Source organism: Streptomyces dengpaensis (genome assembly GCF_002946835.1).
Classification (GTDB): Bacteria; Actinomycetota; Actinomycetes; order Streptomycetales; family Streptomycetaceae; genus Streptomyces; species Streptomyces dengpaensis.
Genome location: NZ_CP026652.1, coordinates 7,251,388 through 7,266,022, shown reverse-complemented (window position 1 = coordinate 7,266,022; position 14,635 = coordinate 7,251,388). Strand labels below are relative to the sequence as shown.

General features: G+C 71.8%; 13 protein-coding genes. 1 reads left to right on the top strand and 12 read right to left on the bottom strand.

Annotated elements, in window-relative coordinates:
* Positions 1–368: 368 nt before the first annotated feature.
* The 4 genes from C4B68_RS33555 to fmt all read right to left on the bottom strand — a co-directional run bounded on the left by C4B68_RS33555 (position 369) and on the right by fmt (position 4,939).
* Complete coding sequence (locus C4B68_RS33555) at positions 369–1,412, bottom strand: sugar-binding transcriptional regulator (RefSeq protein WP_099500264.1); 1,044 nt, start codon at positions 1,410–1,412, stop codon at positions 369–371.
* Between the two features lie 78 nt (positions 1,413–1,490).
* Positions 1,491–2,177 carry a ribulose-phosphate 3-epimerase gene (rpe, locus tag C4B68_RS33550; protein WP_099500263.1) on the bottom strand — a complete coding sequence of 229 codons (687 nt, stop codon included), beginning with the start codon at positions 2,175–2,177 and terminating at the stop codon, positions 1,491–1,493.
* Positions 2,178–2,352: 175 nt separating this feature from the next.
* Entirely contained in the window at positions 2,353–3,786 is a 1,434-nt protein-coding gene (locus tag C4B68_RS33545; RefSeq protein ID WP_099500262.1) for an RsmB/NOP family class I SAM-dependent RNA methyltransferase, read from the bottom strand.
* Positions 3,787–4,006: 220 nt separating this feature from the next.
* Positions 4,007–4,939 carry a methionyl-tRNA formyltransferase gene (gene fmt / locus C4B68_RS33540; RefSeq protein WP_099500261.1) on the bottom strand — a complete coding sequence of 311 codons (933 nt, stop codon included), beginning with the start codon at positions 4,937–4,939 and terminating at the stop codon, positions 4,007–4,009.
* Positions 4,940–5,374: 435 nt separating this feature from the next.
* Between fmt and C4B68_RS33535 the strand changes: the two genes are divergently transcribed.
* Positions 5,375–5,917 (top strand): hypothetical protein, encoded by a 543-nt coding sequence (locus tag C4B68_RS33535; protein WP_099500468.1) that lies wholly within the window; start codon positions 5,375–5,377, stop codon positions 5,915–5,917.
* 117 nt (positions 5,918–6,034) lie between these two features.
* Here the strand turns inward: C4B68_RS33535 and C4B68_RS33530 are convergent, their stop codons facing one another.
* From C4B68_RS33530 to C4B68_RS33495, 8 genes are all read right to left on the bottom strand, one after another.
* Positions 6,035–8,182, bottom strand: a complete 2,148-nt coding sequence (locus C4B68_RS33530; RefSeq protein ID WP_099500260.1) for a primosomal protein N' — start codon at positions 8,180–8,182, stop codon at positions 6,035–6,037.
* A 158-nt stretch (positions 8,183–8,340) separates the two neighbouring features.
* Complete coding sequence (metK, locus tag C4B68_RS33525; RefSeq protein ID WP_099500259.1) at positions 8,341–9,549, bottom strand: methionine adenosyltransferase; 1,209 nt, start codon at positions 9,547–9,549, stop codon at positions 8,341–8,343.
* Between the two features lie 242 nt (positions 9,550–9,791).
* On the bottom strand, positions 9,792–10,994 hold the full coding sequence (gene coaBC, locus C4B68_RS33520) for a bifunctional phosphopantothenoylcysteine decarboxylase/phosphopantothenate--cysteine ligase CoaBC (protein ID WP_099500258.1): 1,203 nt from the start codon (positions 10,992–10,994) through the stop codon (positions 9,792–9,794).
* Positions 10,995–11,137: 143 nt separating this feature from the next.
* Positions 11,138–11,410, bottom strand: coding sequence for a DNA-directed RNA polymerase subunit omega (gene rpoZ, locus C4B68_RS33515; protein ID WP_003982715.1), 273 nt, complete (start codon positions 11,408–11,410; stop codon positions 11,138–11,140).
* 37 nt (positions 11,411–11,447) lie between these two features.
* A complete protein-coding gene (gmk, locus tag C4B68_RS33510) occupies positions 11,448–12,005 on the bottom strand; it encodes a guanylate kinase (RefSeq protein WP_099500257.1) in 558 nt (185 codons plus the stop codon).
* Between the two features lie 37 nt (positions 12,006–12,042).
* Entirely contained in the window at positions 12,043–12,366 is a 324-nt protein-coding gene (locus C4B68_RS33505; protein ID WP_016638838.1) for an integration host factor, read from the bottom strand.
* Between the two features lie 310 nt (positions 12,367–12,676).
* Positions 12,677–13,519, bottom strand: a complete 843-nt coding sequence (gene pyrF / locus C4B68_RS33500) for an orotidine-5'-phosphate decarboxylase (RefSeq protein WP_099500256.1) — start codon at positions 13,517–13,519, stop codon at positions 12,677–12,679.
* Positions 13,516–14,622, bottom strand: a complete 1,107-nt coding sequence (locus tag C4B68_RS33495; RefSeq protein WP_099500255.1) for a quinone-dependent dihydroorotate dehydrogenase — start codon at positions 14,620–14,622, stop codon at positions 13,516–13,518. Before C4B68_RS33495 ends, pyrF begins: the two co-directional genes overlap by 4 nt.
* Positions 14,623–14,635: the final 13 nt, after the last annotated feature.

Genomic DNA, 14,635 nt, shown 5'->3' with positions numbered 1-14,635 from the left:
GGCCGACGTCGGGCCGGGGGGTGGCCCGGGTGCGGCAACGCCTGCTCCAGCCGCTGTCGCCCGAGGAGCACCCCTCGTTCATCGAGGCCATGCAGAAGGTCGCGTTCACCGCGCCGAACCGGAACTGACCTTCACCGAGCCTGGACCGGCGGCAGTGTGCTCCAGTGTGGCGGTCACATCAGACTGCGGAGGGGGCGAGCACCAGCGCCCCGCCTCGTCGTAGGGGGCAGTCGGGAGCGCGACAAGGCGTGGACAACCGAGCAACCTCGGCTGGACACGGCTGCGGAGGTGACGGTGTATTCGCGGTAGCACCCGCTGCCGCCTGGCCCCGCACGGACCCTGAAGGAACGGTGCGGGGCGACTCGTTGTCACACCCCGTCCGGGTCCGCCCGGTTGAGGGCCGGGCGTGGCGTCGGCCCCGCCGTCATCAGATAGTCCGCGGCCGACGTGTCCGTCACCAGGCTGGTGACCAGCCCGGAACGCAGCACCGCGTCGATCGCGGCCGCCTTCCGCTGCCCGCCCGCGATGGCGACGACCTCCGGGATGCGGCGCAGCCGGTCGGCCTCGACCGTGATGCAGCGCTCGCCCAGGTCACGGCCGACCCGGCGGCCCTCGGCGTCGAAGAGGTGCGCGGACATCTCGGCGGCAACACCGAAGGACGCGTAGTGCTCGCGCTCCTCGTCGCTGAGCATGTCGTGCACCGTCGAGATGCCCGGCTCCCAGGAGCCGATGGACACGCACGCGACCGTGACCTTGTCGAAGTACTCGAAGGCGCGGGCGATCCCGGTCTGGTTGCGCAGCGCGGCCGCGGTGGCCGCGTCGGGCAGCAGCATCGGCGCGTAGATCGGGTGGGCGTCCCCGCCCGCCACCTGGGCGGCGCGGCGCACCGCCTCCACCGAACCGCGCTCTGCGGTCCCGGCGTCGTACACGCCCGTCAGCTGCACCACCGTGCACGGCGGGAGCCGGTCGAGGGCCGCCGCCATGTGGATGGTGGAGCGGCCCCAGGCGAGGCCGAGGACATCGCCCTCGTTGACGAGCTCGCCGAGCAGGTCGGCGGCGACTTCGCCGAGGTTCTCGGGGTCGGGCGACTCCTCGGCCTCGGCCGGGGACTCGACCACGACGGCGTGCCTGAGGCCGTAACGGGCGCGGAGCGCGTCGGAGCGCTCGGCGTCCAGTTCGGCCGGCACACGGATCTCGATGCGCACGAGATCCCGTTCGAGGGCGGTTTCCAGGACCCGGGCCACCTTGAAGCGGCTGACGCCGAACTCCTCGGCGATCTGGATCTTGGACTTGCCCTCGAGGTAGAAGCGGCGGGCCATGGCCGCCGCCTGCACCAGCTCAGCGGGTCCCATCCGCATGGCTGACCGGCCCGCCGACATACCCGACACGGCGATCTCCTCACTGCTGTTCACACTCTGGATTCGCCGTTCATCCTCGCAGATCCGGCGCGCTTGATCAGCCCTGATGGGCGGCGTTCACGTTCCCTTGGCTCAGTGGTCGCACGCCCACGCCGCATGGGCCGTCGCGGCCTGAGCCTGTGTGCGCAATGCACGTACCGCGTCAGCCGGGTCCGCGGCCCCGTACACCGCGGAACCGGCGACGAAGACGTCAGCTCCCGCCTCCGCACACCGCTCGATGGTGGATGCCGAGACGCCGCCGTCGACCTGGAGCCACAGTTCGAGGCCGTGCTTGCTGATCAGCTCCCGGGTGCGGCGGATCTTGGGAAGCATGATGTCGAGAAACGCCTGGCCGCCGAAGCCGGGCTCGACCGTCATGATCAGCAGCATGTCGAGTTCGGGGAGCAGGTCCTCGTACGGCTCGATGGGGGTCGCGGGCTTGAGAGCCATGGAGGCTCGGGCGCCCTTGGCCCGGATCTCGCGGGCGAGCCGCACCGGCGCGGCGGCCGCCTCGGCGTGGAAGGTGACGGAACCGGCACCCGCTTCCACGTACTGGGGCGCCAACCGATCGGGGTCCTCGATCATCAGGTGGCAGTCCAGCGGCGTGTCCGTCGCACGGGCGAGAGACTCTACGACCGGCACACCGAGTGTGAGGTTCGGTACGAAGTGGTTGTCCATGACGTCGACATGGAGCCAGTCGGCGCCGTCCACCGCCTTTGCCTCCTCGGCAAGACGGGCGAAGTCGGCGGACAGGATGCTGGGGTTGATCTGCACGGCCATGACCCAAGCGTGCCATGCCCCGGCCCGGTTGCTCTCCCCGGTGCGGACCTAGGGGCCGTGACGGGCAGGAGAGCCCGTCCGGGGTCTGAGGACGAGGCCGTTCGGGCCGGAGCGGGGGCCTGGGGCCGCAGCCCCCAGACAACGGGACGGGCAGGGGCGGAGGGGACGAATCGCCTCAGGCCGTCCGGCGGATCAGGGCCAGGTACATGGCGTCCGTCCCGTGCAGATGCGGCCACAGCTGTACGTCGGGGCCGTCGCCCAGGGCCGGTACGCCGGGCAGGAGCGGGCGGGCGTCGATCAGCTCGGCGGAGCCGCCGTCGTAGTGCTTGAGGATGTCGTCGACGACCGCGCGGGTCTCGGCGAGGTGCGGCGAGCAGGTCGCGTACCCGACGACGCCGCCGACCCGCACCGAGTCGAGCGCGGTGCGCAGCAGCCCGCGCTGGAGCGGCGCGAAGCCTTCCAGGTCATCGGGGCGGCGCCGCCAGCGGGCTTCGGGGCGGCGGCGAAGAGCGCCCAGACCGGTGCAGGGCACGTCCATGAGCACGCGGTCGAAGGTGCCGGGCCGCCACGGCGGACGGGTGCCGTCGGCCGCGATGACCTGGTAGGGCCCGGGGTTGCCCGCGAGCGCCTTCGCCACCAGGCCCGCCCGGTGCGGCTGCTTTTCGGAGGCGAGCAGGGCGGCGCCGCGTTCGGCGGCCAGGGCGGCCAGCAGCGCGGCCTTGCCGCCGGGTCCGGCGCAGCCGTCCAGCCAGACCTTGTCGGGCCCGTCGAGCGGCGCGTTCGCCAGGGCGAGCGCGACCAGCTGGCTGCCCTCGTCCTGGACGCCCGCACGGCCCTCGCGTACGGCGTCGATGGCGCCCGGCTCGCCGCCCTCGGTGAGCCGGACGGCGTACGGCGACCAGCGGCCCGGGAGCGCGGCCTCGTCGCCGAGGGCGTCGAGGAGTTCGTCGGCGGTGGAGCGTCCGGGACGGGCGACGAGGGTCACCTCGGGCCGCTCGTTGTCGGCTTCGAGCAGGTCCTCGATGCCGGCACGGCCGCCGCCCAGCGAGTCCCACAGCGCGGAGACGACCCAGCGCGGGTGCGAGTGCACGACGGCGAGATGGTCCTCGGGGTCCTCGTCGTAGGGCGGCGCGACCTGCTCGAGCCAGCCGTCGAGATCCTGCTGCGCGACCTTGCGCAGTACGGCGTTGACGAACTTGGCCCGCCCGTCGCCGAGCACGACACGGGCGAGCTCGACGGAGGCCGACACGGCGGCGTGCGTCGGGATGCGCGTGCCGAGGAGCTGGTGCACGCCCAGGCTCAGCACATCCAGCACCGGCGGATCGACCTCACGCAGCGGCCGGTCCACACAAGCGGCGATGACGGCGTCGTACGTCCCCTGCCGGCGCAGCGTCCCGTACACCAGCTCGGTGGCCAGCGCCGCGTCCCGCCCGTCGAAGTTGCCCTTCTCGCGCGCCTTCCGCAGCAGCGGCGGCAGGACGAGGTTCGCGTACGCGTCCCGCTCGTCCACCGCGCGCAGCGCCTCGAAGGCGAGCATGCGGACCGGGTCCTTCTGGGGACGACGGTAGGGCTTGCCGGGGTTGCGCGGCCGTCGGGACTGCTCACTCACGAAAAAGGTGCTCCGGATCCTGGATGGTTCGACCCGTCCAGCCTACGTCCGGCGGTGCACGGGCGGCGCCGCGGGCAGGCCTCCGCAAACCTCACGGGCAGGCCTTCACAAGCAGCCTCGCGGGCATGCCTCCCCAGGCTTCACGGGCAGGCCTCCGCCGGCGGCCTCGCGGGGGCCTGGCTCACGGCCCGCGAGCCGACACCCTTGGGCGCCGCGCCCGTCAGACGCCGACCCGCTCCCCGGAGGGGATGCGCACGCCGCGCGCCCAGTCGGCGGCGCGCATCGGCTTCTTGCCCTGGGCCTGCACCCAGAGCAGCTCGACGGCGTACGAACCGGTGCCGACGTACACGTTGTTCTTGCCGACGGACAGCTCGCCCGGGGCGAGTTCCATGTGCTCGGGCACGGGCGCGACCTGGATGAGCTTGAGCCGCTCGCCCCGGAAGACGGTCCACGCGCCGGGCGCGGGCGTACACCCGCGCACGACCCGGTCGACGCGCAGCGCCGGGGCGGACCAGTCGATGTGGGCGTCCTCGACGGTGATCTTCGGCGCCATGGTGATGCCGTCGGCGGGCTGCGGTACGGCCTTGAGGCTGCCGTCCTCGATCCCGTCCATCGTCGCGGCGAGCAATCCGGCGCCGGCGAAGGCGAGCCGCGTGAGCAGGTCCCCGCTGGTGTCGGTGGGCCGGATCTCCTCGGTGACGGTGCCGTACACGGGCCCGGAGTCGAGCCCCTCCTCGATCAGGAAGGTGGAGGCACCGGTGATTTCGTCGCCGGCCATGATCGCGTGCTGCACGGGGGCGGCGCCGCGCCAGGCGGGCAGCAGCGAGAAGTGCAGATTGACCCAGCCGTGGGCGGGGACGTCGAGGGCGACCCGAGGCAGCAGGGCCCCGTACGCGACCACGGGGCAGCAGTCGGGCGCGATCTCCCGAAGCCGCGCCAGGAACTCCTCGTCCCGCGGCTTCACCGGCTTCAGCACCTCGATCCCGGCCTCCTCCGCCCGCTCGGCGACCGGACTCGCGACAAGCCGTCGCCCCCGCCCGGCGGGTGCGTCGGGCCGGGTGACGACGGCGGCCACCTCGTGCCGCCCGGAGGCGATCAGGGAGTCCAGAGCGGGAACGGCGACCTCGGGGGTACCTGCGAAGACGAGCTTCATGGGTGGCGGTTGGCCTCTCGGGCGGGGGTTCTTGAGCCCCCGCACGTGTGCCGCGTGGGGCGCGGTACGGGGCAGCGCACCAGTCTATGCGGCCCCCGGGGCCTGCGAGCCCGCCAGTTCTGCGCCTGTCCCCCCACAACCCCCGCCCCCCGACCAGCAGCCCGCAGCCCGCAGACGGCGGCCCGCCGGGAGACCCCCACTTGCCATCCAACTCGCACGGGCGGTGCGCGGGCGGGAGAACACCCGAGCCAAGGACGAAGGCCGAGGCGAGTCCCCCACTGGGGGCGTACGCATCATGACGCGCCCCGCGCATATGCCCTTACGCCCCCGATGCGTGACCAGCGGAGCGGAAACGCGTTGGTCAAGAAAGAGTTGACCAACGCGGGCCGCAATCGCGGCCCGATCCTTTTCATCGCCGGTTCGAGAGGCTTGTTCATGGCCGACCACGCAACCCACGACGCCCAGGCTCGGGCCAGCCTGCACTTGCTGGTGCGGGACATCGAGCGGGTCCGCCGGCAGGTGGACGCACTGCGCACGCTCACCGCCCAACTGGGCAACGTCTACCGCCCGCGCCGCTCCGGCCCCTCCACGGGCTTCGTCGTCTACGGACGCGCCCCCGCCCCGACCGTCCGCCTCGCCCAGGAGCTGCGGGACAGCGTCGAGACCCTGGTCACGGCCGCCGTGGACTTCGACCGCTCACTCGGTTTCTCGTGGGACGCGGTGGGCTCGGCCCTCGGGGTCACCAAACAGGCGGTCCACCGCCGTTACGGCGCCCGCCGCGCCGCTGCCCAGGCGGCCGCCGACGCCGAGCGGGCCACGGAGACGTCGGGCAGCCACGCGGTAGCCGTCAACACCGGTATCCCCGCGGTGCCGACGGTCCCCGCGGCGCGCTCGATGCCGACCCAGCCGACGGCGGGCAGCTCCACCCTCCGAGAAGAGGTCAGGCCATCGGCCTTCCCGGGCCCGCGCAACGGCTGACCCACTCCCCGCTGCCTCCCGGACCGACGACAGGACCGGGAGGCAACCCTCCTGACGACACCCGCACTGCCGTCCATCGCCCGGCTGTCACCCGCCGTACGGGCACCCGCCGCACCGTCACCCGATGTCCGGCGGATCGATCCGGATCCGTACGGGCTCACTCCCCCCGCGCGCCATCCGCGCCGCCTGCGCGGTCTTCAGCGCGGCCGCCAGCGCGGCACCGCTCCCCGGCGGTACGCGAACAAGGGCACGCTCCCAGTACTCACCGGGCGGCGGCCCTCCGGCCTGCCGGGGTCTCCCCGCCTCCGTGACGAGCATCGGCACCGGCCCCAACACCTCGGCATCGCGCGGCAGTTCGGCCGCGGCGAGAAACCCGGCGAGGGCCTCTGGCGTCCCGGAGACGGCCGCCATCCGCGAGACGGGCGGAAACCCCAGCTCGGCCCGCTCGGCGAGCTCTCGTACGGCATGCCCGACGGGGTCCCACCTGACGAGCGCCTGGACGGGCCGCAGGGTCGGCTCGGCGACGACGACCACGGTGCCACCGGCACCCTGCGGGCGTACGAGCGCCGCCGCCCCTATCCACCGCCGCAACGCGTCCTCACCGGCCCGCAGATCGGGCCGCCCGAGCATCGCCCAGCCGTCGAGCAGCAGCGCGGCGGCATACCCGCCCTCGGCGACGGGCTCCGCCCCCGGCGTGCTCACGACGAGCGCGGGCGCCTCGGAGACGGTGTCCAGCACCTGCTCCCGCCCGGACGTGCGCACCGGCACCGCCGGAAACGCCCGCCCCAGCTCCTCGGCGGTGCGCCGCGCCCCCACGACCTGCGCCCGCAGACGGAACCCGCCGCACTCGGGGCAGTGCCAGGCCGCCTCGTCCCGCCCGCACCAGGCACACCGCAGCGCGCCCGCGTCCTGCGCCCCCAGCGGACCGGCGCAGTGCCGGCACCGGGCGGGCGTCCGGCACTGCACACAGGCCATCCGGGGCACATACCCCCGCCGCGGCACCTGCACGAGCACGGGCCCGTGCCGCAGCCCCTCCCTGACGACCTGCCAGGCGAGCGTGGGCAGCCGCGCGGCCCGAGCGGCCTCGTCCCGCGCGAGATCCCCGTCCCCCACGGTCCGCACCAGCGGCGCGGCGCTCCGCACTTGCTCCCGCTCCGCGACCAGCGGCAACGCCCAGCCACTCTCCACGAGCTGCGCCGCCTCCACCGTGCAGCTCCAACTCCCCAGCAAAAAACCGCACTTGTCGCGCGCGGCGCGCAGCTCCAGCACCTCCCGCACATGTGGGAAGGGAGCGTTGTCGTCGCTGTGACTGGCGTCGCCGTCGTCCCACATGACGACCAGGCCGAGATCCCGTACGGGCGCGAACATGGCGGCCCGCGTACCGACGACGGCGCGCACGGCTCCCCGCCGTACGGCCAGCCACTCCCGGTACCGCCGCTCCTGCCCGGCGTCGGCGGTCAGCACGGCGTGCTGCCCCTCCCCGAGGTGGGCGCTGAGCGCCGCGTCCACGCGCGCGGCGGACCGCCCGGCCGGTACGACGACCAGCGCCCCGCGCCCGGAGGCGAGCGTCGCCTGCACGGCCCGGGCGATCTCCTCGGCCCACTGAGGCCCGGGCAGCGCGGTCCACACGGCCCGTGGTGCCCCACCGGAGGCGAGCGAGGCGAGGAACTCCGGCCCGCGCCCGTACCGCCTCCAGGTGCCCGGGTCGGGCGGAGGAGGCGGTGGTGGAGCATCGGGGAGCTCCCGCGCCTCGGCCCGGGCATGCCGGGGCGGAACGGCCAGCTGCAGCACATCCGCGAGACTGCCCGCATACCGATCGGCGACGGCCCGGGCGAGCCCCAGCAGCTCGGGCCCGAGCACGGGTTCCGGCGACACGACCTGGGCGAGCGCGGCCAGCGGCCCGGCATAGTCGGACTCGGCGACCCTCTCGACGAGGAACCCGTCGATCAGCCCGCCGCCCTCACGCCGCCCCTCCCGCACATGGCGCCCTCCGGCCCCGAACCGCACGCGCACCCGCACCCCGGGCTGCGCGGCCTCGTCCAGCTCCTCCGGCACGGCATAGTCGAAGTACCGGTCGAGATGCAGCACGCCCTTGTCGACCAGCACCCGCGCGACGGGCAACTCCTTCGCCAGCGTGGCCCCCCGCCACGTCCGCGGCTTCGCCTTGGGCGCCTTGGCTTTCCGAACGGCTTCCCGAATCAGCGCGAGCTGCTCAGGCGGCGCACTCTCCGCACCGCCTTCCCCCGGCCTGTTCTCGCTGCTCACAGCAGCATTCCTACCAGACCGCACTGACAACCGACGGCGCCCGAACTCCCCACGCCAGGGACGCGCGGTCAGCCCCCTCTGCGACCGGGCGCCGACGACTCATGAGTGAGGCCCGGCACCCCCAGAGGGGCACCGGGCCTCACCACACGACCGGAGAACTACAGACCGGCAGCCGCGCGCAGCGCCTCCACCCGGTCCGTCCGCTCCCACGTGAAGTCGGGCAGCTCGCGGCCGAAGTGGCCGTACGCGGCGGTCTGGGAGTAGATCGGGCGGAGCAGGTCGAGGTCGCGGATGATGGCCGCCGGGCGGAGGTCGAAGACCTCGGCGATGGCGGTCTCGATCTTCTCCGCGTCGACCTTGGCGGTGCCGAAGGTCTCGACGAAGAGACCGACGGGCTCGGCCTTGCCGATGGCGTAGGCGACCTGGACCTCGCAGCGGGAGGCGAGGCCCGCGGCGACGACGTTCTTCGCGACCCAGCGCATCGCGTACGCCGCGGAGCGGTCGACCTTGGACGGGTCCTTGCCGGAGAACGCGCCGCCACCGTGGCGGGCCATGCCGCCGTACGTGTCGATGATGATCTTGCGGCCGGTCAGGCCGGCGTCGCCCATCGGGCCGCCGATCTCGAAGCGGCCGGTGGGGTTGACCAGGAGGCGGTAGCCCTCGGTGTCCAGCTTGATGCCGTCGTCCAGCAGAGCCCGCAGCTCCGGCTCGACCACGAACTCGCGGATGTCGGGGGCCAGCAGGGAGTCCAGGTCGATGTCCGAGGCGTGCTGCGAGGAGACCACGACCGTGTCCAGGCGGACCGCCTTGTCACCGTCGTACTCGATGGTGACCTGGGTCTTACCGTCGGGGCGCAGGTAGGGGATCGTGCCGTTCTTGCGGACCTCGGAGAGGCGGCGCGAGAGGCGGTGCGCGAGGTGAATCGGGAGCGGCATCAGGTTCGGGGTCTCGTCGGTCGCGTACCCGAACATCAGGCCCTGGTCGCCGGCGCCCTGGCGGTCCAGTTCGTCCTCATCGCCCTCGACACGCTGCTCGTACGCCGTGTCGACACCCTGCGCGATGTCGGGAGACTGCGAGCCGATCGACACCGACACACCGCAGGAAGCTCCGTCGAAGCCCTTCTTCGACGAGTCGTAACCGATCTCCAGGATCTTGTCGCGGACCAGCTGGGCGATCGGCGCGTACGCCTTGGTCGTGACCTCGCCGGCCACGTGCACCAGGCCGGTCGTGATCAGCGTTTCCACGGCGACCCGGGAGGTCGGGTCCTCTCGCAGAAGCGCGTCGAGAATGGTGTCACTGATCTGGTCAGCGATCTTGTCGGGGTGACCTTCGGTCACGGACTCCGAGGTGAACAGGCGACGGGACACAACGCTCCCTGTGGTTGCAGCGGCTGCTGGCTGATCATGGGCGGACGGGCTCGGGGGCTGCGCCCGGCGCCGTCCGAGAACAGTTTATCGGTCGCGCTCAGCCGCAGGTGACCCTGTCTCGCTTCTCGGAAGGGCTGTGACCTGCGGCACGGGCATTCTGCGCCATGCCGATCGGTCTCCACCAGGGTCGCCACGCCAGATTTCGCACGGATGGGGGTCGCCCGTTGAGGCTAATGAGACATTCACCTCAGACGGGGCGTCACCAGATCCCACACAGTCTCGGCCAGAGCTTCCTTGGGTCCGTACGGCACGGGGGTCTCACTGCCGTCGGCTCCCAGCACCACTGCCTCGTTCTCCTCGGAACCGAAGGTCTTGCCCTCCCCCACCTCGTTCACGACGAGGAGGTCGCATCCCTTGCGCTCCAGCTTCGTACGACCGTTGGCGAGGACGTCGTCCGTCTCGGCGGCGAAGCCGACGACGACCTGGCCGGGGCGCGGCCGGTCCGCCGAGATCTCCGCGAGGATGTCAGGATTCCGGATCAGAACGATCGGTTCCGGTTCCTGGCCGTCCTTCTTCTTGATTTTTCCGGCCGCGTACGTTGCCGGGCGGAAGTCAGCCACCGCCGCGGCCATCACCACGGCGTCGGCGTCCGAGGCCGCCTTCAGCACCGCCTCGCGCAGCTGCACGGCGGTTCCGACCTGCACGACATCCACGCCCGCCGGGTCCGGCAGCCCGGTGTTCGCGGCGATCAGCGTGACCCGGGCGCCCCGCGCGGCAGCGGTGCGGGCGAGGGCGTACCCCTGCTTGCCGGAGGAGCGGTTGCCGAGGAAGCGGACCGGGTCGAGCGGCTCGCGCGTGCCGCCCGCGCTGATGACGACGTGCCGGCCGGCGAGATCGGGCTCGGTCACGCCCCGCGCGAGCACCCGGCGGCAGATCTCGAAGATCTCTCCGGGATCGGGCAGCCGCCCCTTGCCGGTGTCGACGCCGGTCAGGCGGCCCACAGCGGGCTCGATGACGACGGCGCCACGGCGGCGCAGCGTCGCCACGTTCTCCTGGGTGGCCTGGTGCTCCCACATCTCGGTGTGCATGGCGGGCGCGAAAACGACCGGACAGCGGGCGGTGAGCAGGGTGTTCGTGAGGAGGTCGTCGGCCAGGCCGTGGGCCGCTTTGGCCAGCATGTCGGCCGTCGCCGGGGCCACGACCACCAGATCGGCGTGCTGCCCGATGCGGACGTGCGGAACCTCGTGCACGTCCGACCAGACCTCGGTGGACACGGAGTGTCCGGACAGCGCGGACCAGGTGGCAGCGCCGACGAAGTGCAGCGCCGACTCGGTGGGTACGACGCGTACGTCGTGGCCCGACTCCGTCAGCCTGCGCAGCAGCTCACAGGCCTTGTACGCGGCGATGCCACCGCTGACCCCCAGCACGACCTTCGGCTTGTCCACCGGGCCTCCCCACACTCGACACACGCACGCCTCGGCTCATCGGCGTACGCATCCATGACACACCACAGGCCCGACAGTCGTGCTGCCGGGCCTGTGGAAAAGCCTTCTGCAATCTGCAGATATTACTTACCGCGAGGGATCGCTTACTGCGCGGGGCCCTCAACGGCCTCGGACGTCAGCAGACCCGCGTTGATCTCCCGCAGGGCGATCGACAGCGGCTTCTCGTGGACGTGGGTGTCGACGAGCGGACCGACGTACTCGAGGAGGCCCTCGCCGAGCTGCGAGTAGTACGCGTTGATCTGACGGGCACGCTTGGCCGCGTAGATCACGAGGCTGTACTTCGAGTCGGTGGCCTCGAGGAGCTCGTCGATCGGAGGGTTGATGATGCCCTCGGGCGCGGTGATGGAAGAGGACACGCTCTGCCTTCCGAAAGGTGGGATTGATCAGTGAAGATCACACAACGTCTACCAAGGCTAGCAGCTCGCGCGCCACGTCCTCGACGGAGGTGTTGACCAGGGTGACATCGAACTCCGGCTCGGCCGCCAGTTCGATCTTGGCCGCCTGCAGGCGGCGCTCGATCACCGCGGGCGGCTCGGTGCCCCGCCCGGTGAGCCTGCGCACCAGCTCCTCCCAGGAGGGAGGAGCCAGGAACACGAGCAGGGCCTCCGGCAGGGACTCACGAACCTGCCGGGCGCCCTGGAGGTCGATCTCCAGGAGGACCGGCACACCCGCCTCCAGGTGCTCGAGGACGGCGCCGCGGGGCGTCCCGTAGCGATTGCCGGCGAATTCGGCCCACTCCAGCAGCTCGCCGTTGGCGATCAGCTTGTCCATCTCGTCGTCGGTGACGAAGAAGTAGTGGACTCCGCGCTTCTCACCGGGGCGCGGCTTGCGGGTCGTCGCCGAAACCGACAGCCAGACCTCGGGGTGTTCCTTGCGCATATGGGCGACGACCGTGCTCTTGCCGACCCCTGAGGGGCCGGAGAGCACGGTCAGCCGCGGACGTTCACTCATGCAGCGATTATTCCAGCAATCCCGGTGTGCCCAGGACTCAGGCGCCGGAGCCGCCGAACTCGCGCTCCAGGGAGGCGATCTGGTTCGAGCCGAGGCCACGCACGCGGCGGCTCTCGGAGATCCCGAGTCGCTCCATGATCTGCTTGGCGCGGACCTTGCCCACGCCCGGCAGGGACTCGAGGAGAGCGGAGACCTTCATCTTGCCGATGACGTCGTTCTCCTGGCCCTGCTTGATGACCTCGTGGAGGGAGGCGCCGGAGTGCTTGAGTCGATTCTTGACCTCGGCCCGCTCCCGGCGAGCCGCGGCGGCCTTTTCGAGCGCGGCTGCGCGCTGTTCAGGGGTAAGGGGCGGAAGAGCCACGCCTACGTCACCTCGGATGTCGAACTGTCGGATACGGACCGGTGAGGAACCTAGTCGCCCCACACCTGGGGAGCTACGAGCAACACGCTTGCCCGTTCTCCCCCACTGCCTTGAGGGCGTGGGTGGTGCCCCCACTCGACGGAGACTAGCGGGCAAGTCCGCCAGAGTCAGCGAGAACAGCGGAAAAGTCCTGGTCAGCCTCGCTGGAGCCAGACATTTCCGACATTACGCCCCGGATTTGAGGATGTATTCAGGCTCGGGCCGCCTCGATGACACTCATCGCAGGACTGTCGCGCGACGACCGGGGGACTCAGGCGGACGCCAGGGCCGCCCTGATCTCCTCCGCGAAGCGGTCCGCGGACTCTCGCAGCGCGATCATGCCGGGACCGTGACGCAGAACACCCCGGCTCACGTTCGGGACGACATTGCGCACCGCCGCCCCGAAGACACCGGCCAGATCGGAGGCCGCGGCCCCCTGCGCACCGATTCCGGGCGCGAGGAGCGGCCCGTTGATGTCCAGGTCGTACGAGGAGAGGTCGCCGAGCGTGGCACCGACGACCGCGCCGAAGGACCCCAGGGGCGTCTCCCCCGCGTTCTCGGCGGCCAGGTGCCCGAGCATCGTCGCCCCGACGTTCCGGCCGTCCGCGCGGACCGCGTGCTGCACCTCGCCGCCCTCCGGGTTGGAGGTGAGCGCGAGGACGAAGAGCCCGGCCCCGCTCTCGCGCGCCAGCTCCACTGCGGGCTTCAGCGAGCCGTAGCCAAGATACGGCGACACGGTCAGCGCGTCCGAGAACAGCGGCGCGTCCTTGTGCAGGAAGGTCTCCGCGTACGCGGCCATGGTCGAGCCGATGTCGCCGCGCTTGGCGTCCATCACGACCAGCGCACCGGCCGCCCGTGCCACCCCGACCGACTTCTCCAGGACGGCGATGCCGCGCGAGCCGAAGCGCTCGAAGAACGCGCTCTGCGGCTTGAGGACGGCGACCCGGTCGGCGAGCGCCTCGATGACGGTCATGCTGAACCGCTCCAGACCCGCGACGTCGTCGCTCAGGCCCCACTGGGTGAGCAGGGAGGCGTGCGGGTCGATGCCCACGCACAGCGGGCCCCGGTCTTCCATGGCGCGGCGCAGCCGGGCGCCGAAGGGTTCCAGGCTCATGCGGACTTCCTCACATCGGCGCCGACCGCGTCGGCGAGGGTGGCGTACGGGCTCGTACGAAGGCGTGCGGCGAGCCCCTTGTGGATGGCGCGGCCCCAGAAGGGGCCCTCGTAGATGAAGGCGCTGTAGCCCTGGACCAGGGTGGCGCCGGCCAGGATGCGCTGCCAGGCGTCCTCGGCGTTCTCGATGCCGCCGACGCCCACGAGGGTGATCTGGTCGCCCACGCGCGCGTAGAGGCGGCGCAGCACCTCCAGGGAGCGTGCCTTCAGCGGCGCGCCGGAGAGTCCACCGGCCCCCTTGACCAGGGAGGGTTCGGACTTCAAACCGAGTCCCTCGCGCGCGATGGTGGTGTTCGTGGCGATGATCCCGTCCAGGCCGAGTTCGACGGCGAGGTCGGCGACCGCGTCGATGTCCTCGTCCGCGAGGTCGGGCGCGATCTTGACGAGCAGCGGCACACGCCGGTCGGTGACCGCGCGGTCGGCGGCTTCCCGGACGGCGGTCAGCAGGGGCCGCAGCGCCTCCGTGGCCTGCAGATTGCGCAGGCCGGGGGTGTTCGGCGAGCTCACGTTGACCACGAGGTAGTCGGCATGCCGGGCGAGCCGCTCGGTCGACTTCACGTAGTCGCCGACGGCTTCCGCCTCGGGAACGACCTTGGTCTTGCCGATGTTGACACCGACGACGGTCTTGAAGACGGGCGTACGGGCGGCCAGGCGCTCGGAGACGGCCGCGGAGCCCTCGTTGTTGAACCCCATGCGGTTGATCAGCGCCCGGTCCGGCACGAGGCGGAACAGCCGCTTCTTGGGGTTGCCCGGCTGCGGCTCACCCGTGACCGTGCCGATCTCGACGTGGTCGAAGCCGAGCATCGACATGCCGTCGACGGCGATCGCGTTCTTGTCGAAGCCCGCGGCGAGCCCGAAGGGGCCATGCATCCGCAGCCCGAACGCCTCGGTGCGCAGCTCCTTGTAGCGGGGCGCGAGCGCGGCGGCGATGAAGGTGCGCAGAACGGGGATGCGGACGGCGAGCCGGATCCAGCGGAAGGCGAGGTAGTGCGCCTGCTCCGGGTCCATGCGCTTGAAGACCAGGTTGAAGAAGAGTTTGTACATCTCAGTGTCCTCA

Excerpts from the sequence above, each read along its gene's own strand:
- C4B68_RS33495 (WP_099500255.1), bottom strand. The coding sequence starts at position 14,622 with ATGTACAAACTCTTCTTCAACCTGGTCTTCAAGCGCATGGACCCGGAG.
- gmk (WP_099500257.1), bottom strand. The coding sequence starts at position 12,005 with ATGAGTGAACGTCCGCGGCTGACCGTGCTCTCCGGCCCCTCAGGGGTC.
- pyrF (WP_099500256.1), bottom strand. The coding sequence starts at position 13,519 with ATGAGCCTGGAACCCTTCGGCGCCCGGCTGCGCCGCGCCATGGAAGAC.
- rpe (WP_099500263.1), bottom strand. The coding sequence starts at position 2,177 with ATGGCCGTGCAGATCAACCCCAGCATCCTGTCCGCCGACTTCGCCCGT.
- C4B68_RS33535 (WP_099500468.1), top strand. The coding sequence starts at position 5,375 with ATGGCCGACCACGCAACCCACGACGCCCAGGCTCGGGCCAGCCTGCAC.
- fmt (WP_099500261.1), bottom strand. The coding sequence starts at position 4,939 with ATGAAGCTCGTCTTCGCAGGTACCCCCGAGGTCGCCGTTCCCGCTCTG.